The organism is Micromonospora sp. NPDC048040 (assembly GCF_055587185.1).
The window spans coordinates 53561-71377 of the sequence record NZ_JBVJGT010000017.1 but is presented as its reverse complement, the minus strand read 5'-3'; the positions used below and the strand labels follow the sequence as shown (position 1 = coordinate 71377).

Sequence of the window (17817 nt, the reverse complement as noted above, 5' to 3'; positions counted from 1 at the left end):
GTAGATCCCGGCCGCCCTGTGGATTCCCGCGGCTTCCATGGATCCCAGCGGGTCAGCCGGCGGGACCGGCGGCTGACCCACGCTGCCGTCACCAGCTCGTCGAAGACGCTGCTCGCTGCTCGCTGTGCCTCAGCGTTCGACGTTGCGGTGCTTGGTGCGCAGCTTGAACGGCATCAGCGCGCTCTCGATCTTGGTGGCGGTGGTCATCTTGGACGCGCCGTCGCGCCGCTCCTCGAAGCGGATCGGCACCTCCAGGATGGTGTGCCCCAGCTTGGTGGCCAGGTAGTGCATCTCCACCTGGAAGCTGTAGCCGTTGGACTGCACGCGCTCCAGGCCGATGTCGCGCAGCGCGTCCGCCTGCCAGATCTTGAAGCCGGCGGTGAGGTCACGGATCCGGACCCGCAGCAGGGTGTGCACGTAGAGGTTGGCCCAGCCGCTGAGCGCCCGCCGGTAGAGCGGCCAGTTCTCGTCGAGTTCGCCGCCCGGCACGTACCGGGAGCCGATGACCACGCCCGCCTGGGTGGAGAGCAGCGCGCCGAGCATGCCCGGCAGCGCCTCCGGCGGGTGCGACAGGTCGGCGTCCATCTGCGCCACGTACTCCGCGCCGCCGTCCAGCGCGCGCCCGATCCCGTCCACGTACGCCCGGCCGAGGCCCTCCTTGCCGGCGCGGTGCACGACCTCGATCCGGTCGGGGTGCTCGATGGCCAGCTTGTCCGCCACCTCGCCCGTGCCGTCGGGGGAGTTGTCGTCGGCGACGAGGATCTTCAGGCCGGGCAGCGGCAGGGCCAGGAGCCGCTCGACCAGCACCGGGAGGTTGCCCGCCTCGTTGTAGGTGGGAACCACGACGGTCAGGCGTGCGTCCCGCCAGGGCGCGGGCAACTGCACGGGTTCGATCATGTCGGACATCCTCGGTCGGCGGACAGGGCTCCCTGAGAGCGTAGCCAGTTGCCACATCCGGGTCGAAAAGGCACCCCGTTCCGCCGGTCATCCGCCCCCTGGTCGGGGCGAGGACGGGCCTGAGTGGTGGTCCGTGGATCAGCGGAGGCGGCGGGTGAGGGCGGTGCCGGCCAGGGCCAGGCCGGCGAGGGCGACGGAGACGGAGACGGCCGGCTTGTGCGTACCGACCCAGAGGGCGGCCGAGCGGGTGCGGGCCCGGTCCGTGAAGACGCCCTCCACGCCGCGGTCCCGCTCGTCGTCGCCGGGGCGGTCCAGGTTGTCCCGCCAGGTATCCGGGTCGACGGGCGTCCCGGTCTGCTGGCTGTCGTAGCCGTCGCGGGCGAGCTTCCGGTCGAGCAGGCCGGGCGCCAGGATGTCGCCGAGCCGGGCCCGCCAGGTCGGCCCGCCCACGTTCAGCTCGCGCGGCCCGTGGTCGGCCGCCCAGACGATCGCCTTCGCGGCCACCTCGGGCGCGAAGATCGGGGGCACCGGCTGCGGATGCCGGGGCAGCCGCGTGCGCACCCAGGAGAACTGCGGGGTGTTGAGCGCCGGGAGCTGCACCATCGACAGGCTCACGCCCGGGCAGTCGTGCAGCAGCTCCGCCCGCAGCGAGTCGTTGAAGCCCTGGATGGCGTGCTTGCTCGCGCAGTACGCCGACTGCAGCGGGATCCCCCGGTAGGCCAGCGCCGAGCCGACCTGCACGATCGCGCCCCGTCCGCGCGCCCGCATGTGGCGCAGCGCCGCGAGGGTGCCGTGCACGGTGCCGAGGTAGTTGACCTCGGTGACCCGGCGGAACTCCGGCGCCGGGATGTCCCAGGCCGGGGCGAAGACCGAGACCATCGCGTTGTTCACCCACACGTCGATCCCGCCGAACCGGTGCGCCACGTCGTCGGCGGCCCGCTGCACCGCGCCGGCGTCGGCCACGTCGACCCGGTAGGCGTGCACCTCGGAGGCGCCCAGTTCCCGGCAGTCCCGCTCGGCGGCGGCCAGGCCGGCCTCGCCGCGGGCGAGCAGCGCGAGCCGGGCGCCGCGCTCGGCGTACCGGCGGGCGACGGCGCGTCCCACGCCGGCACTCGCCCCGGTCACCACCACGGTCTGCGTCATCCGTCCGCCTTCTGCCGCTTGGCGATGTCCGCCAGCCGGGTCAGCGTCTCCCTGTTGCGCTGGTGCAGCACGAGGTCGTTGAGCTTGTTGCGTACCCAGCGCAGCGGGCCGGCGGCGAAGTCCTCGCCGATGCGCACCCGGGTCGTTCCGTCGCCGACCGGTTCGAGGGTGAAGACCACGTTCGCCTCACCCGCCGGCCAGAGCCCGGCGCGGATCACGAGCCGGCGCGGCGGCTCGCAGGCGAGCACCGTCGAGGAGTCCTGGAGGGAGAGCGGCCACGGCCCGGCCTTGTGGTGCAGTTGGGTGCCCACCCGGGGCCAGGCGTCGTCCACGTCCCGGACGTGCACCGTGCCGACGACCCAGTCGCTGTAGGTCCACCCGTCGGCCAGCACCGCCCAGACCTGCTCCGGGCGAGCTTCGATCACTTTCTCCACAATCGCCACTGCGTCCCCATACCCTGACGCGGCCCGGCCTAACAGCGCCCGCGGGTTAGCTTCTCCGGGGCGACGGGTAACGCCACCCCGGGCCGGCGTGTCGACGCCGCCGGCGTGGGCGACGCGGCGGCGCGTTGAAGATGACGTTTACTCCCCGGGGCGCCGGGAACCCGCCGGCTGTGCGACAGGACCAGGTGGAGCCGGATCAGCGCAGGTCAGCCCGGGTTTGTGCCGGCGCTGACCGGGGCGCGTCCGGGCCCGTCCTGTTCGACGCGGTGCTGCTGGACCGGGACGGCACGTTGGTGGAGGACGTGCCGTACAACGGTGACCCGGAGAAGGTGCGGCCGATGCCGGGGGCGCGGGCGGCGCTGGACCGGTTGCGGGCCGCCGGCCTGAAGCTGGCGGTGGTGACGAACCAGTCGGGCCTGGCGCGGGGCTGCTTCGGCGAGGCGCAGATGCGGGCGGTGCACGCCCGGGTCGAGGAACTGCTGGGGCGGTTCGACGCGTGGGTGGTGTGTCCGCACGACGACGGTGACGGGTGTGGGTGCCGCAAGCCGGCGCCGGGGCTGGTGCACGCCGCGGCCCGGGAGTTGGGCACGGTGCCGTCGCGGTGTGTGCTGGTGGGTGACATCGGCCGGGACATGACGGCGGCGTTGGCGGCGGGGGCGGCGGGGATCCTCGTGCCCACGCCGGTGACCCGCCCCCAGGAGGTGGCTGCCGCCCCGCAGGTCGCGGCGGACCTGCCGGCGGCGGTGGCGGAGATCCTGCGCCGCCAGACGGCCCTCGACCCGGCCACCTACGGCCAGCCGGCCCTCGACCCGGCCATCCCCGGCCGGGCCGGCACCCGACCTGCCCGGTGGACCGGGACCGGCACCGTTCCGCCGGTCGGCCGGCGGGAGCGGGGCGGGACGGTGCTGGTGGTGCGGTCGGACTCCGCGGGGGACGTGCTGGTCACCGGCCCCGGCATCCGCGCCGTCGCCGCCACCGCCGGACGGGTGGTGATGCTGTGCGGGCCCCGGGGGCGGGCCGCCGCGGAACTGCTGCCCGGCGTCGACGAGATCGTCGAACACCCGCTGCCCTGGATCGACCCCACCCCGGAGCCGGTCGACCCGGCCGACATGACGGCGTTGACGGATCGGCTGGCCGCCGTCGGCGCCGACGAGGCGGTCATCTTCACCAGCTTCCACCAGTCCGCCCTGCCCCTGGCGCTGCTGCTCCGGCTGGCCGGGGTCGGCCGGATCAGCGCGATCAGCGACGACTACCCCGGCGCCCTGCTCGACGTGCGCCACCGCGTCCCGGCCGGCGTACCCGAACCCGAGCGCGCCCTCTCCCTCGCCGCCGCCGCCGGCTACACCCTCGCCCACCACGACGAACCGGCCCTGCGGCTGCGCCCGGCGCCGGAGCCCCCGCCCGAGGCCGGCGAGCCGGGCTACGTGGTGCTGCACCCCGGCTCGGCGGCGCAGGCCCGGGGCTGCCCGCCGGAACTGGCCGCCCGGATCGTCCGCACCCTGACCGGCGCCGGCTACCGGGTGGTGGTCACCGGTGGCCCCGGCGAGCGCGAGCTGACCGCCCAGGTGGCCGGCGACGACGCCGTCGACCTCGGCGGGCGGACCGGGCTCGCCGAACTGGCCGCCACCGTCGCCCGGGCCGGCGCGGTGGTGGTGGGCAACACCGGCCCCGCCCACCTCGCCGCCGCCCACGGCGTCCCGGTCGTCAGCCTCTTCGCCCCGACCGTCCCGTTCGGGCAGTGGGGGCCGTGGCGGGTGCCGACCGTACGGCTCGGCGACGCCGAGGCCCCCTGCCGGGACACCCGGGCCGCCCGGTGTCCCGTGCCCGGGCATCCCTGCCTCAGCGGCGTCGGGGCCGGGCAGGTGCTCGACGCGCTGCGGCTGCTCGGGGTGGCCCCGGCGGGCCTGCCGGCGCCCGACGGGGGCGGCGCGGGAGACCGCGTGCCGGCGGCGGCCAGCACCGGCGGGAGCGGCCGATGAACGTCCTGCTGTGGCACGTGCACGGCTCCTGGACCACCTCGTTCGTGCACGGCAAGCACCGCTACCTCGTGCCGGTCACGCCCGACCGGGGCCCCTACGGCCTCGGCCGCGCCCGCACCTACTCCTGGCCGGACACGGCCGTCGAGGTCACCCCCGACCACCTGCGCACGGCCGACGTGGACCTCGTCGTCCTCCAACGCCCCGAGGAACTCGACCTCGCCACCGAGTGGCTCGGCCGCCGCCCCGGCCAGGACATCCCCGCCGTCTACGTCGAACACAACACCCCCAAGGACGGCGACGTCCCCCACAGCCGCCATCCCATGGCCGACCGGGACGACCTGCTCATCGCCCACGTCACCGCATTCAACGAGCTGTTCTGGGACACCGGCGCCACCCGCACCACCGTGGTCGACCACGGCATCGTCCCGCCCACCGCCGAGTACACCGGCGAGCTGGAGCGGCTGGCGGTGGTGATCAACGAGCCGGTACGCCGCTGGCGGGTCACCGGCACCGACCTGCTGCCCCGGTTCGCCGAGATCGCCCCGCTGGACGTCTTCGGGATGCGGGTCGCCGGGCTGGCCGACCACCTGGGCCTGCCGGCCGACCGGCTGGCCAGCCACGACGACGTCCCCCAGCACCGGATGCACGCCGAGCTGGGGCGGCGGCGGGCGTACCTGCACCTGTGCCGGTGGACGTCCCTCGGGCTGAGCCTGATCGAGGCGATGTCGATCGGGATGCCGGTCGTCGCGCTGGCCACCACCGAGGCGGTGACGGCGGTGCCGCCCGGCGCCGGAGCCCTGTCCACCCGGGTCGACACGCTGCTGGACGCCGCCCGCCGGTTCGTCGAGGAGCCGGCGGAGGCGCGCCGGGCGGGGGCCGTGGCCCGCGCCGCCGCCCGGGAGCGCTACGGCCTCGACCGTTTCCTCGCCGACTGGGACCGGCTGCTGGAGGAGGAAGTATGCGCATCGCGATGATCTCGGAGCACGCCAGCCCGCTCGCCATCCTGGGCGGCGAGGACGCCGGCGGTCAGAACACGCATGTCGCCGAGCTCTCCGCCGCGCTCGCGGCCGCCGGACACGACGTGCGGGTCTACACGCGCCGCGACGCGGTGGACCTGCCCGTGACCGTACGCAGCGCCGACGGCTACGACGTCGTGCACGTCCCGGCGGGGCCGGCCGAGCCGGTCGCCAAGGACGCGCTGCTGCCGCACATGAAGGAGTTCAGCCGGTGGCTGGTCGACCGGTGGCGGGGCGGGGACTGGATGCCCGAGGTGATCCACGCGCACTTCTGGATGAGCGGCCTCGCCGCGCTGGCCGCCAGCCGGCAGACCGGGGTGCCGGTGGTGCAGACGTACCACGCCCTGGGCGTGGTGAAGCGGCGGCACCAGGGCGTGCAGGACACCAGCCCCGCCCGCCGCATCGGCTACGAGCGGGAGCTGGGCCGCTCGGTCGACCGGGTGATCGCGCAGTGCCAGGACGAGGTGGGCGAGCTGGTCCGGATGGGCGTGCCCCGGTCCCGGATGACGGTCGTCCCGTCCGGGGTCAACCTGGGCACGTTCGCCCCGCTCGGCCCGACCGCCGACAAGGAGGACGGCCGGCCGCGGATCCTCACCGTCGGCCGGCTGGTCGAGCGGAAGGGCTTCCAGACGGTGGTCCGGGCGATGGCGTACGTCCCGGGGGCCGAGTGCGTGGTGGTCGGCGGGCCGCCCGCCGGCCTGCTGGAGACCGACCCGTACGCCCGCCGGCTGCGCGCCCTCGCCGGCACCTGCGGGGTGGCCGACCGGGTGAAGCTGGTCGGCGCGGTGCCGAGGGAGGAGATGGGGCGCTGGTACCGCTCGGCGGACGTCCTGGTGGCCGCCCCCTGGTACGAGCCGTTCGGGCTCACCCCGCTGGAGGCGATGGCGTGCGGGGTGCCCGTGGTGGGCACCGCCGTGGGCGGCATCAAGGACACCGTGGTCGAGGGCGTCACCGGCGACCTCGTTCCGGCCCGGGACCCGCGCGCGCTGGGCACCGCGATCCAGCGGCTGCTCGACGACCGGATCCGCCGCTTCGCGTACGCGGCCGCGGCGCGGGAACGGGCCCGGCGGCGGTACTCGTGGGCGGCCACCGCCGAGCGGCTGGTCGAGGTCTACGGCGACGTGGCGGCGGTGCGCCGGCCCACCCGGGTGGTGGCCTGATGGCGGCGGCCCCGACGCCGCTCGACGCGCACCTCGCGAACCTGGCCGCGGCGCTGCTGCCGTTCCGGCAGTACGAGGAGCTGCTGGCCGGGTGGGGGGAGACACTGGCGCGCCGGCTGGTCGACGGCGGCCGGCTGCTGGTGGCCGGCAACGGTGGCAGTGCCGCCGAGGCCCAGCACCTCACCGCCGAACTCGTCGGCAAACTCCGCGACGACCGCCGACCGCTGTCCGCCATCGCCCTGCACGCCGAGACCTCCGCCCTCACCGCCATCGGCAACGACTACGGCTACGACGAGGTCTTCGCCCGCCAGGTGCGCGCCCACGGCCGCGCGGACGACATCCTCCTGCTGCTGTCCACCAGCGGCACCAGCACCAACCTCCTCGCCGCCGCCCAGGCCGGCCGAGACACCGGCCTGCGCTGCTGGGCCCTCACCGGGCCCGCCCCCAACCCCCTCGCCGACCTCTGCCACGACACCCTCGCCGTCCCCTCACCCGACAGCCAGGTCGTCCAGGAACTCCACCTCGTCACCAGCCACCTGCTCTGCGAGTACGTGGAGCAGGCGCTGCCGACGGCGCTCGCCGGGCCGGGGGCGCCCGTGCGGACCGGGGTCGAGGTGGTGCTCGACGGTGGGGCAGGTCAGCAGGTCGACGCGTGATGAGGAGGGGAAGCGTGACGGGACCCGTGGTGGTGGTCGGCGACACCCTGCTGGACCGCGACGTCGAGGGAGTGGTGAACCGGCTCTGTCCGGACTCGCCGGTGCCGGTGCTGGACGAGACCGTCCACGTCGACCGGCCCGGCGGCGCCGGACTGGCGGCGGTCTTCGCCGCCGCCGAGGGCGCGGAGGTGGTGCTGGTGACCGCGTTGGCGGACGACGCCGGCGGGGCCCGGCTGAGTTCGCTGCTCGACGCCGCCGGGGTGCAGGTGTACGCCCTCGGCCTGCGCGGCGGCACACCGGAGAAGATCCGGCTGCGCGCCCGGGGCCGGGTGCTGCTGCGCCACGACCGGGGCGGGGCCGCCGGCACGCCGGGCGAGCCCTCCGACGCGGTGCTGCGGGTGATCGCCCGGGCCTCCGCCGTGCTGGTCAGCGACTACGGCCGGGGGGTGGCCCGGCAGCCCGCGCTGCGGGCGGCCCTCGCCGAGACCCGGGCGCCGGTGGTCTGGGATCCCCACCCGCGGGGACCGGCGGCGGTGCCGGGGGTGCACCTGGCCACCCCGAACGAGTCCGAGGTGCGGGAACTGGTCAAGTCCCCGCCCGGCGCGACCCGGCTGGCGACCGCGTCCCGGGACGCGCAGGGGCTGCGGCAGCGCTGGCGGGCCGGCGCGGTCGCGGTGACCCTGGGCGGGGACGGCGCGCTGCTCTGCCACGCCGGCTCGACCCCGCTGGTGGTCTCCGCACCGACCACCGCCGAGGGGGACACCTGCGGCGCCGGCGACCGGTTCGCCGCCACCGCCAGCCTCGCCCTCGCGCGGGGCGCGTTGGTCTCCGAGGCGGTGCAGGAGGCGGTCGCGGAGGCGTCGGCGTACGTGGCGGGCGGGGGAGTGGCGACGGCGCTGCCGCCGGCGCGTCCACTGCCGCCGGCGGTGTCCAGCCCCGGCGGGGAGCGGGTCGGCGTGGCCGCGGCCGCCGCCGTGGTGTCGGCGGTACGCGCGGCCGGCGGCACGGTGGTCGCCACCGGCGGCTGCTTCGACCTGCTGCACGCCGGGCACGTGGCGACGTTGCAGGCCGCCCGGCAGCTCGGCGACTGCCTGGTCGTCTGCCTCAACTCCGACGCGAGCGTGTCCGGGTTGAAGGGCCCCGACCGGCCGGTGATCCCGCAGGGCGACCGGGCCCGGTTGCTCGCGGCGCTGAGCTGCGTCGACGCGGTGATGATCTTCGACGAGTCCACCCCGCACGCGGCGCTGTCCTGGCTGCGGCCGGACGTCTGGGTCAAGGGCGGCGACTACGCCGGCGACGGCGGCGAGCCCGCCCTGCCGGAGGCGGACGTGCTGCGCCGCTGGGGCGGGCACACCGTGGTGGTGCCGTACCTGGACGGTCGCTCCACCACCGGGCTGATCGCCGCGGCCCGGTCGGCCGGCCCCGCCGCCGTGCCGCCGCTCACCGACACCGTGCCGCCGACCTGTCCGTCGCCCGGCCCCGGTTCCGGGGGCGCGTCGGCGCAGCGGCCGAGCACGGCGGAGGGCACCCGGTGAGCGGCACACCGCCCGGGGCCGGGCAGACGGTGCTGGTCACCGGCGGGTCGAGTGGCCTCGGCGCCGCCGTGGTCGCGGCGGTGGCCCGGGCCGGCGGCCGGCCCGTGGTGCTGGACCGGCACGCGCCGGCGGACGGGGTGCCGTGGGTGGAGTGCGACCTGGCCGACACGCGGGCCGCCGAGGCCGCCACCCGGCAGCTCGCCGAGCGCTCCGGCGGGCTGGACGCGGTGGTCACCGCGGCGGGGGTGGACGTGCCGGGCCGGCTTGCCGACCTCCCCGGCGAGACCTGGGACCGCGTCGTGACCGTGGACCTGCTCGCCACGGCGGCCGTCGTCCGGGCCGCCCTGCCGTTCCTGGAGAGCTCCCGGGGCAGCATCGTCACGGTCGCCTCGACGTTGGGCGTGAAGGCGGTCAGCGACGCCACCGCCTACTGCGCGGCCAAGTTCGGGGTCGTCGGCTTCACCCGCGCCCTCGCCGCCGAACTCGCCGGCACCGTCAACGTCACCCTGCTCATCCCCGGCGGCATGCGCACCGCCTTCTTCGACGACCGCGACCCCCAGTACCGGCCCGGCCCCGACGCCAACCTCAACGACCCCGCCGACACCGCCGCCGCCGTCATGTTCGCCCTCACCCAGCCCCCCGGCTGCGCCGTCCGCGAGATGGTCGTCTGCGCCGAACAGGAAACCTCCTACCCGTGATCCTCGCCCTGCGCGCCCTCGGCGTCGGCGACCTCGCCACCGCCGCCCCCGCCCTGCGCGCCCTGCGCGCCGCCCACCCCGACCAGGAACTCGCCCTCGCCGCGCCCGCCTGGCTGGCCCCGCTGGTCGACCTCGTCGGCGGCGTCGACCGGCTGGTGCCCACCGACGGCCTCGGCCGCCTCGACCCCGCCGTGCGAAGGCCCCGCCTCGCCGTCAACCTGCACGGCCGCGGCCCCGAGTCCCACCGCATGCTCGCCGAGACCCGGCCCGGCCGGCTGCTCGCCTTCGCCAACCCCGCCGCCGGCCACCACGACGGCCCCGACTGGGCCGACGACGAGCACGAGGTGCACCGCTGGTGCCGGCTGTTGCGCTGGTACGGGACGGCGGCGGACCCGGCCGACCTCGGGCTGCGCCGGCCGCCGGCGGGGGACGCCCCGACCGGGGCCACCGTGCTGCACCCCGGGACCAAGGTCCCGGCCAAGCGCTGGCCGGCGGAGCGGTTCGCCGCGCTCGCCCGGGAGCTGACCCGCCGGGGGCACCGGGTGGTGCTGACCGGCAGCGCCGACGAGCGGGCGCTCGCCGAGCGGGTCGCGTACGACGCGGGGCTGCCCGGCACGGCGGTGCTGGCCGGCCGGACGGGCCTGGCCGGGCTGGCGGCCCTGGTCGCGTACGCCCGGCTGGTGGTCTGCGGGGACACCGGCGTGGCGCACCTGGCGACCGGCTACGGCACCGCCTCCGTGGTGCTCTTCGGCCCGGTCCCGCCGGCACTGTGGGGGCCGCCGCCGGACCGCCCCCGGCACCGGGTGCTGTGGGCCGGCGGACGGGATTGGCCGAGGTGGGACGGGGTAGGAACGCATCCGACGTTGGCGGCCGTGGGTGTCGACGAGGTGGTGGCCGCCGTGGACGAGGCGGAACAGGCGGTGCGGGTTTCCGGTGCGGTTGCGGCGTAGTGATCCGGGCAGGCCGGGGTACGGGCGTCGCCGGCGCGGCAAGGGGTGGCTCTTCCTCGACCCGGCCGGCGAGCCGGTCCGCGACCCGGACGCGCTGGGCCGGCTGCGGGAGCTGGTGATCCCGCCGGCCTGGCGGGACGTGTGGATCTGCCCGCACCCGAACGGGCACATCCAGGCCACCGGCGTGGACGCGGCGGGACGCAAGCAGTACCTCTACCACCCGACGTGGCGGCAGAAGCGGGACGAGGCGAAGTTCGACCACGTGCTGGAGGTGGCCCGCCGGCTGCCGGTGCTGCGCGAGCGGGTCGGGCAGGACCTCTCCGGCCGGGGGCTGAACCGCGACCGGGTGCTGGCGACGGTCACCCGGCTGCTGGACATGGGCATGTTCCGGGTCGGCAGCGACCAGTACGCGGCCGGCGACGACCCGACCTTCGGGGTGTCGACCCTGCGGCCGGAGCACGCCCGGTCCCGGGGCGGCTGCGTGGTGTTCGAGTTTCCCGCCAAGGGCGGCGTCGAGCAGGTGCGCCGGATCGAGGACCCGGAGTTGTGCCGGGTGCTGACCAACCTGCGGCGCCGGCGGCGGGCGGCCGACCGGCTGTTCGGCTACTGGGACGGCCGGGACTGGCGCGACGTACGCAGCGACGAGGTCAACGAGTACCTGCGCGACGCCAGCGGCGGGGAGATGACCGCGAAGGACTTCCGGACCTGGCACGCCACCGTGCTGGCCGCCACCGCGCTGGCGACGGCGGGGGCGCAGCGTTCGGTCACCGCCCGCAGGAGGGCGGTCGCGGGGGTGATGCGGAACGTCGCGGAGCTGCTCGGCAACACCCCGACCGTGGCACGTACGTCCTACGTCGACCCGCGTGTGGTCGACCTCTACCACGACGGTGTGGTGGCCCCGGTCGACGGGCGGACGCCCCGGGAGAGGGCCGAGCAGATCGTCCTGGAACTGCTGGAGGAGGCCTGACCGGCCCCGCCGTCGGTCCTGGGGGAGTGGGCGACGGGGCCGGGGTCCAGGACGAGTCCGGGTGGTCACCGGGCGGCCGCCCGCCGCCTCCATGGACGGCGGGCGCCTCGCCACGGCCCCCGTTGGCGCCCCGATCCCGCTGTCGCCATCGGCGGGAGGGGATCGGCCGCCTCGGATGTCAGTCTGCCCCGACCGGGTTGACCGTGGACGCCGTCGAGTTGACTTTCCGTGCCGGCTCCGCCTGACTGGCGCGCCAGGATTGCGGCGTCATGCCGTGGGCCGCCCGGAAGACCCGGCTGAAGTGCGCCTTGTCGGGAAAACCCCAGCGTGTCGCGATCGTCTGGATCGGATGGTTGCGCAGGCCCGGGTCGGCCAGGTCGTGCCGGCACCGCGCCAGTCGCAGGTCCCGGATGTACGACGCGACCGTCGACTCCTCGGCCTCGAAGAGCCGGTGCAGGCTGCGCAGCGAGATGTGGTGGGCGTCCGCCACCACCTGGGGGCTCAGCGTCGCGTCGCCCAGGTGCCGTTGGATGTAGCCCTGGACCTGGGCGACCAGCGCGCGCCGGCGTACCTCGGTGGGCACGGCGTCCTCGGCCACCAGGTGCCGACCGAGCATGGTGGACGCGAGGTCCAGCGCGACGGTGCCGAGCCGGGCGGCGTCGGCGGCATGGTACTGCTCGGGATGGTTGGCGACCTGGACGAGGAACTGCGCCAGCAGCGCGCCGATCCCCTCGGTGCCCGACATCCGGCCGCCCAGCAGGGGAGCCAGCCGGTCCGGCGGCAGCGGCAGCGCGCCGTGCGGGATGAGCGCCACCACCGACCGGGCCGCCTCCTGGCCCCGGTCGTCGCCGAGGTGCCGGACGCCGTGCGGGCGCGAGGCGTGGTAGAAGGTGAACTCCTCGGGCCCCAGCACGCTGCTCCGGCCGGCCTGGCTGACCACGCCGTCGCCGTTGACGGTCAGCGCCAGCATGTAGACCTCCGGATCCGACTGGCGCACCAGCTTGGGCGTCCGGACGCAGTCCAGCGACGGGTACCGGTAGTTGACGACCTGGATCGGGCCGAGCTCGATGATCTCGGCTCGGGCGGCGAAGTCGCGCGCGTGCTCCGTCCGGATCCGCAGCGGCGTCGCCGTCCGGGCCACCATGTCGAGCCACATCCCGAAGCGGTCGGCTGCCGGAACCTGTTCCGTGTCGATGGTGGTCCGCCGCAGCATCCCCGCCCCCCGTCCCTCGCGCTCCGTCCGGTGGCCATTGTGGGCGACGCGGCCGGTGGCGGCCAGGGAGGGTTCGCGTTCAGTCCGCCGCCGAGCGGCTGCGGACCAGCACCTCGACGCCGTCGAGCACCCGGTCGAGGCCGAACTGCCACTCCGCGTCGAACTCCTCCGCGTCGTCGCCCTCGGCGGCGACGCCGTCGGCCAGCAGCGCGCGGATCGCCGGGTACGGGCCGTGCCGGGTCAGCCGGGCGAGCTGCTGCCAGTAGCGTGCGCCGGCCTCCTCCGGGCTGATCCTGGTCCGCGCCGCCGCCTCGGTGATGTCCGCCGCCAGGGTGGCCCAGTGCCGGGCGTACCCGCTGACCAGCAGGATCGTCGAGAGTCGCTCGGCGGCGCGCAGGCCGGTGCCGCGCAGGGTGTCCAGCCCCTGTTCCATCCAGCGCACCTGGTTGGGGCCCATCGGCGGGCCGCCGACCGGGACGTGCCGGGTCCACGGGTGGCGGTGGATCGCTGTCGCGTTGCCCAGCGCCCAGCGGGCCAGCGCCGGCCGCCACCCCTCGTCCGCGCCGCGCGGTGGCGGCGGATCGCCGTACGCGGCGTCGGCCATCAGCTCCAGCAGGTCGCTCTTGGCGGAGACGTAACGGTAGAGCGACATGGTGCCCACGCCCAGCTCGCCGGCGACGCGGCTCATCGACACCGCCGGCAGTCCCTCGGCTTCGGCCACCCGGATGCCGGCGGCCACCACCTGCTCCAGGCTGAGGCTGCGCTTGGGGCCCTTTCCGGGGCGTTCGCGCAGGCCCCAGGCGATCTCCACACTCTCGGGCAGCTCGACGTCGGCGTCGCTCACCCTCACCTCCCGATCCGGCTTGACCGCCATCCTAGCTTCTGCGTATCTTCTACGCAGAATAGCGTACGACGTACGCGGAATGCGGAGGGTGAGTGGCGATGGGAGCAGCAGCACCTGAGGCGGTGGAGACGATCGACCTGTGCAAGTCGTACGGCGGGGTCACCGTGCTCGACGGCCTGACCATGCGGGTCGCCCGGGGCAGCGTGTACGCCCTGCTCGGCCCGAACGGGGCCGGGAAGACCACGACCGTCCGGATCCTGGCCACGCTCGCCACCCCCGACGGGGGCGTGGCCCGGGTGGACGGTCACGACGTGGTGCGCGACCGGCGCCGGGTGCGGCGGACGATCAGCCTCGCCGGCCAGCACGCGGCGCTCGACGACCAGCAGACCGGCACGGAGAACCTGCACATGATGGCCCGGCTGGCCGGGCTGTCCCCCGCCGCCGCCCGGCGCCGGGCCGCCGACCTGACGGAGCGCTTCGACCTGGTCGCCGCCGCCGGACGGCGGGTGGCGACCTACTCCGGCGGCATGCGCCGCCGCCTCGACCTCGCGGCCAGCCTGGTCGGCGAGCCGTCCGTGATCTTCCTCGACGAGCCCACCACCGGCCTCGACCCGCGCAGCCGGCAGGGGCTGTGGGAGGTGGTGGCCGAGCTGGCCGGGGCGGGGGTGACGGTGCTGCTCACCACCCAGTACCTGGAGGAGGCCGACCGGCTGGCGGACCGGATCGCGGTGCTGCACGGCGGCCGGCTCGCCGCCGAGGGCAGCGCGGGCGACCTCAAGCGCCGCTTCGGCGCCCACCGCCTGGAGTTGACGCTGCGCGACGCGCCGAGCTTCGCCGCGGCGGAGCGCCGCCTCGGCGACCGGGTCACGCACCGCGACCCGGCCCGGCTGGAGTTGGCGGTGGCGACCGACGGGGGCGCGCCGCACGTCCGGCACCTGCTCGACGAGGTCGACCCGGACGGGCAGGGCCTCGCCCGGTTCACCGTCCGCGAGGCCACCCTGGACGACGTCTTCCTCACCCTCACCGACGACCCGGTGACGGCCGCGCGGGAGGTGGCCCGTGTCTGAGCTGACCCTGCGGCCCTCCCGCGCCGGCGAGGCGCTCGTGATGGCGGCGCGCTGCCTGCGGCTGTCCCGGCGCAACGTCGACGCGCTGCTGACCTCGCTGCTGCTGCCCGTGATCCTGATGCTGCTCTTCGTCTACCTGTTCGGCGGCGCGATCGACACCGGCACCCGGTACGTCACCTACGTCGTCCCCGGCGTGCTGCTGCTCTGCGCCGGCTTCGGGGCGGCGGGCACGGCCGTCAGCGTGACCACCGACCTGACCGAAGGGGTGATCGAGCGGTTCCGCACGATGGACGTCAGCGCCGCCGCGATCCTCGGCGGGCACGTCGTGGCCAGCATCGTCCGCAACACCGTCTCCACCGTGCTGGTGCTCGCCGTCGCCGTCGCCATCGGCTTCCGCCCGACCGTCGCGCCGCTGCGCTGGCTGGCCGCCTTCGGGGTGCTGCTGCTCTTCCTGCTCGCCGTGTCGTGGCTCTCGGCCGCGTTCGGCCTGCTGGCCCGCACCCCGGAGGCGGCCGGCGGCTTCACCTTCCTGGTGATGTTCCTGCCCTACCCGAGCAGCGCGTTCGTGCCGGTGGAGACCATGCCGAGCTGGCTGCGCGGCTTCGCCGACAACCAGCCGGTCACACCCGTCATCGAGACGCTGCGGGCCCTGCTGCTGGACACCCCGACGGGTACGGCCCCGGCCCGGGCCGTGGCCTGGTGCCTCGGAATCCTGCTCGTCGCCGTGCTGGCGAGCGTGGTGCTGTTCCGCCGCCGGGTCGCCTGAGCGCCGCGCGGATCCCGCCGCGCGCCGACCCGGCGACGCGTCCGGCCCGGCCGCTCGCGCCGGACGCGCGTCGGCGGCCACCCGGACCGGGCGACGGCGGCACCGGACCTCGTCCGGCGCCGCCGTCGCCGACGTGTCAGTCGTTGAGCACCTGGGCGAGCCGGTCGCGGAAGCGCCGCTCCGAGTCGCTGACCACGTCCCCGCCGAGGCCGAGGATGCCGCCGCTGGACGCCGCGCCCACCACCTGCTCGGCGATGTCCACCAGCCAGTGCTTGTACGCCCCGGCCTCGCCCTCGTCCACCTTGGCGGCCAGCAGCGCCGCCGCCTCCTTGGCCCGGCCCAGCACGTCCTCCAGGTAGGCCCGCGGGTCGGACGGCGCGATGACCGGCAGCTCCTCGCCGGCCTCGGGGTCGCCCACCCGGGAGACGACCTCCCCGGCGACGGCGGCGACCAGCGGGCTGGCCGACTCCCGGCCGGCGGAGATGGTCTCCAGCCCGGCCGCGTTCTCCGCCATGGTGCGCCTGGTGCCGTCGGACTCGGCGGCGCTCGCCGCGGCCACCACCGACTGTGGCAGGCCGACCAGCAGCCCCCAGTCCTCGTCGGAGAAACCGAACCCGGTGTACGCCGGCTGCTCGATCACGGCAACGCCCCTTCCCGCACTGAATCGCTCGTCGTCCACGGCCCCGCCAGCGGTGCCCGGCTCAGGCTAGTCGAGGGTCAGCAGGCCCTGTTCGGACACCACGCTGACGGACAGCGTCTTGTACCCCACCTCGTCGAAGAGAACCGTCATCCGGTCCTCCTCGTAGCTCAGCACCAGGCCGGGGCCCCACTCCGGGTGCCGGACCTGGCTGTGCACCGGGAACGGGCCGACCGCGCCGTCGTCGGCGGTGCTGGTGCCGGCGTGGCAGTTGTCGCAGTGCCCGCAGACCTTGGTCATCTGCTCGCCGAAGTAGGCCAGCAGCGTCTGCCCCCGGCAGGCGGTGGTCTCGGCGAAGGCCCGCATCATGTCGGTGCGCGACCGGGTCACGCTCTGTTGCCGCTCCGCCTCGGCCAGGGCCGCCGCGGCGGCGTCCACGGGCGTGGGGGAGTAGCGGGGCGCGCCGACGCGCTGCCTCGCCCGCGTCTCGGCCGCGCCGACCTGCTCCAGCAGGGCGAGGTACTGGCCGAGCTTGCGCGGGCCCAGGCCGGTCACCTCGCGCAGCTCCTTTTTGGTGCGCGCCTGCTTGCGCAGCAGCGCGGACAGGTCGCGCAGTTCCGTCTCGTCCGGCAGCCCGCCGCTGAAGAACCGTTGCAGCCCGACGTCCTCGGCCTGCCAGAGCAGCAGCACCCGCGCCGGCGCGCCGTCCCGGCCGGCCCGCCCGATCTCCTGGAAGTAGCTGTCCGGCGAGTCGGGCAGCGCCATGTGGACCACCCAGGCGATGGTGGGCTTGTCGATGCCCATCCCGAACGCCGAAGTGGCCACCATGATCGGCACCTGGTCGGCGAGGAACGCCTCGTGCAGTTCGGCGCGGGCGCCGGCCGCCATGCCGCCGTGGTAGTACTGCGCCGGGAACCCGGCGTCGGTGAGCCGGGCCGCCAGCTCCTCCGCGGAGCGCCGGGTGGGCACGTACACGATGCCGGGCCGGGTGTCGTCGCGCAGCAGGGCGAGCAGCCGCCGCCACCGGTAGTCCTCCGTCGGGCAGTGGGCGACCTCGAGGAACAGGTTCGGCCGGTCCAGCCCGGAGACCACCACCTCGGGCTCGCGCAGCCGGAGCCGGGCGACGATGTCGTCGCGTACGGGCGGTGAGGCGGTCGCCGTCAGCGCCACCACCGGCGGCCGGCCGATGCCCTCGACGAGGTGGCCGAGCGCCAGGTAGTCCGGGCGGAAGTCGTGCCCCCACGCGGAGATGCAGTGCGCCTCGTCGATCGCCACCAGCGCCGGCTTCAGCGACCTCACCTCGGCCGTCCGGTCGGGGTTGGCGAGCTGCTCCGGGGTGATGAAGAGGAACTCCGCCCGCCCGTCGCGGATCTCGGCGATCGCCTCGGCCTGCTGGGCGGGCGACTCGGCGGAACTGATCCGCACCGCGCGCAGCTCCGGCCGCTGCCGCTCGTTGAGGGCCGCGATCTGGTCCTGCTGGAGGGCGAGCAGCGGGGAGATCACCACGGTCGGGCCGGGGATCAGGCTGGCCGGGATCTGGTAGATCGCCGACTTGCCGGCACCGGTGGGCAGCACCACCAGGGCGTCGCGGCGCTTCATCACCGCCCGCATGGCGGCCAGTTGGTGGGGCCGCAGCGCCGTCCAGCCGAAGAGGCTCTTGGCCGCGCGGCGCAGGGTCGTCGAGTGCGTGGACAGTTTCATCGAGGGCCGGAGGTACCCGCCGTGATCAGCGGCGAAACCGCCGCGGGGTGGGTGGCGCGGACGATCCCCGACGGCCGGCTCCGTTGACAGCCGGGACATCCGCCAGCCACTATGAACACTCGTTCATGAACGACTGTTCATTACG

General features: G+C 75.5%; 17 protein-coding genes. 10 read left to right on the top strand and 7 right to left on the bottom strand.

What is annotated here, in order from left to right; all coding sequences use genetic code 11:
• Window positions 1-129 precede the first annotated feature (129 nt).
• The 3 genes from ACZ6O2_RS18500 to ACZ6O2_RS18490 form a co-directional block, all read right to left on the bottom strand.
• Window positions 130-897 (bottom strand): polyprenol monophosphomannose synthase, encoded by a 768-nt coding sequence (locus ACZ6O2_RS18500; protein WP_350706318.1) that lies wholly within the window; start codon window positions 895-897, stop codon window positions 130-132.
• A 138-nt stretch (window positions 898-1035) separates the two neighbouring features.
• On the bottom strand, window positions 1036-2040 hold the full coding sequence (locus ACZ6O2_RS18495; protein ID WP_466023653.1) for an SDR family oxidoreductase: 1005 nt from the start codon (window positions 2038-2040) through the stop codon (window positions 1036-1038).
• Window positions 2037-2465 carry an SRPBCC family protein gene (locus ACZ6O2_RS18490; protein ID WP_466023652.1) on the bottom strand — a complete coding sequence of 143 codons (429 nt, stop codon included), beginning with the start codon at window positions 2463-2465 and terminating at the stop codon, window positions 2037-2039. The genes ACZ6O2_RS18495 and ACZ6O2_RS18490 overlap by 4 nt, the downstream gene beginning before the upstream one ends.
• Window positions 2466-2653: 188 nt before the next feature.
• Between ACZ6O2_RS18490 and ACZ6O2_RS18485 the strand changes: the two genes are divergently transcribed.
• Genes ACZ6O2_RS18485 through ACZ6O2_RS18450 form a run of 8 tightly spaced genes read left to right on the top strand, consistent with a single transcriptional unit; the run spans window position 2654 to window position 11444 of the window.
• Entirely contained in the window at window positions 2654-4462 is a 1809-nt protein-coding gene (locus ACZ6O2_RS18485) for an HAD-IIIA family hydrolase (RefSeq protein WP_466023651.1), read from the top strand.
• Window positions 4459-5436, top strand: a complete 978-nt coding sequence (locus tag ACZ6O2_RS18480) for a glycosyltransferase (protein WP_466023650.1) — start codon at window positions 4459-4461, stop codon at window positions 5434-5436. Before ACZ6O2_RS18485 ends, ACZ6O2_RS18480 begins: the two co-directional genes overlap by 4 nt.
• Entirely contained in the window at window positions 5421-6638 is a 1218-nt protein-coding gene (locus ACZ6O2_RS18475; protein WP_350706308.1) for a glycosyltransferase, read from the top strand. Before ACZ6O2_RS18480 ends, ACZ6O2_RS18475 begins: the two co-directional genes overlap by 16 nt.
• The gene (locus ACZ6O2_RS18470; protein WP_350706306.1) at window positions 6638-7294 is read left to right on the top strand and encodes a D-sedoheptulose-7-phosphate isomerase; all 657 of its coding nucleotides are present in this window, start codon (window positions 6638-6640) and stop codon (window positions 7292-7294) included. The genes ACZ6O2_RS18475 and ACZ6O2_RS18470 overlap by 1 nt, the downstream gene beginning before the upstream one ends.
• 14 nt (window positions 7295-7308) lie before the next feature.
• Complete coding sequence (locus tag ACZ6O2_RS18465; RefSeq protein WP_466023649.1) at window positions 7309-8829, top strand: PfkB family carbohydrate kinase; 1521 nt, start codon at window positions 7309-7311, stop codon at window positions 8827-8829.
• Window positions 8826-9527 carry an SDR family oxidoreductase gene (locus ACZ6O2_RS18460; RefSeq protein WP_350706303.1) on the top strand — a complete coding sequence of 234 codons (702 nt, stop codon included), beginning with the start codon at window positions 8826-8828 and terminating at the stop codon, window positions 9525-9527. The genes ACZ6O2_RS18465 and ACZ6O2_RS18460 overlap by 4 nt, the downstream gene beginning before the upstream one ends.
• Window positions 9524-10477 carry a glycosyltransferase family 9 protein gene (locus tag ACZ6O2_RS18455; protein ID WP_466023648.1) on the top strand — a complete coding sequence of 318 codons (954 nt, stop codon included), beginning with the start codon at window positions 9524-9526 and terminating at the stop codon, window positions 10475-10477. Before ACZ6O2_RS18460 ends, ACZ6O2_RS18455 begins: the two co-directional genes overlap by 4 nt.
• Entirely contained in the window at window positions 10461-11444 is a 984-nt protein-coding gene (locus ACZ6O2_RS18450) for a DNA topoisomerase IB (protein WP_350706301.1), read from the top strand. The genes ACZ6O2_RS18455 and ACZ6O2_RS18450 overlap by 17 nt, the downstream gene beginning before the upstream one ends.
• Window positions 11445-11622: 178 nt before the next feature.
• Here the strand turns inward: ACZ6O2_RS18450 and ACZ6O2_RS18445 are convergent, their stop codons facing one another.
• Both ACZ6O2_RS18445 and ACZ6O2_RS18440 read right to left on the bottom strand, forming a co-directional pair.
• Window positions 11623-12657 carry an AraC-like ligand-binding domain-containing protein gene (locus tag ACZ6O2_RS18445; protein WP_466023647.1) on the bottom strand — a complete coding sequence of 345 codons (1035 nt, stop codon included), beginning with the start codon at window positions 12655-12657 and terminating at the stop codon, window positions 11623-11625.
• 79 nt (window positions 12658-12736) lie between these two features.
• Window positions 12737-13501: a TetR/AcrR family transcriptional regulator gene (locus ACZ6O2_RS18440; protein WP_466023646.1), complete on the bottom strand. Its 765-nt coding sequence runs from the start codon at window positions 13499-13501 to the stop codon at window positions 12737-12739.
• 98 nt (window positions 13502-13599) lie between these two features.
• On the opposite strand from ACZ6O2_RS18440, the gene ACZ6O2_RS18435 reads away from it, so the two are divergent.
• Together ACZ6O2_RS18435 and ACZ6O2_RS18430 are read left to right on the top strand one after the other, a co-directional pair.
• The gene (locus ACZ6O2_RS18435) at window positions 13600-14568 is read left to right on the top strand and encodes an ATP-binding cassette domain-containing protein (protein WP_350706296.1); all 969 of its coding nucleotides are present in this window, start codon (window positions 13600-13602) and stop codon (window positions 14566-14568) included.
• Window positions 14561-15334 (top strand): ABC transporter permease, encoded by a 774-nt coding sequence (locus tag ACZ6O2_RS18430; RefSeq protein ID WP_350706294.1) that lies wholly within the window; start codon window positions 14561-14563, stop codon window positions 15332-15334. The genes ACZ6O2_RS18435 and ACZ6O2_RS18430 overlap by 8 nt, the downstream gene beginning before the upstream one ends.
• Before the next feature lie 136 nt (window positions 15335-15470).
• Here ACZ6O2_RS18430 and ACZ6O2_RS18425 read toward each other — a convergent pair whose 3' ends face one another.
• Window positions 15471-15974 carry a hypothetical protein gene (locus ACZ6O2_RS18425; RefSeq protein ID WP_350706292.1) on the bottom strand — a complete coding sequence of 168 codons (504 nt, stop codon included), beginning with the start codon at window positions 15972-15974 and terminating at the stop codon, window positions 15471-15473.
• Window positions 15975-16040: 66 nt separating this feature from the next.
• Entirely contained in the window at window positions 16041-17672 is a 1632-nt protein-coding gene (locus ACZ6O2_RS18420) for a RecQ family ATP-dependent DNA helicase (protein ID WP_466023645.1), read from the bottom strand.
• Window positions 17673-17817: the final 145 nt, after the last annotated feature.

Excerpts from the sequence above, each read along its gene's own strand:
- ACZ6O2_RS18500 (WP_350706318.1), bottom strand. The coding sequence starts at position 897 with ATGATCGAACCCGTGCAGTTGCCCGCGCCCTGGCGGGACGCACGCCTG.
- ACZ6O2_RS18495 (WP_466023653.1), bottom strand. The coding sequence starts at position 2,040 with ATGACGCAGACCGTGGTGGTGACCGGGGCGAGTGCCGGCGTGGGACGC.
- ACZ6O2_RS18480 (WP_466023650.1), top strand. The coding sequence starts at position 4,459 with ATGAACGTCCTGCTGTGGCACGTGCACGGCTCCTGGACCACCTCGTTC.
- ACZ6O2_RS18475 (WP_350706308.1), top strand. The coding sequence starts at position 5,421 with ATGCGCATCGCGATGATCTCGGAGCACGCCAGCCCGCTCGCCATCCTG.
- ACZ6O2_RS18470 (WP_350706306.1), top strand. The coding sequence starts at position 6,638 with ATGGCGGCGGCCCCGACGCCGCTCGACGCGCACCTCGCGAACCTGGCC.
- ACZ6O2_RS18445 (WP_466023647.1), bottom strand. The coding sequence starts at position 12,657 with ATGCTGCGGCGGACCACCATCGACACGGAACAGGTTCCGGCAGCCGAC.
- ACZ6O2_RS18435 (WP_350706296.1), top strand. The coding sequence starts at position 13,600 with ATGGGAGCAGCAGCACCTGAGGCGGTGGAGACGATCGACCTGTGCAAG.
- ACZ6O2_RS18420 (WP_466023645.1), bottom strand. The coding sequence starts at position 17,672 with ATGAAACTGTCCACGCACTCGACGACCCTGCGCCGCGCGGCCAAGAGC.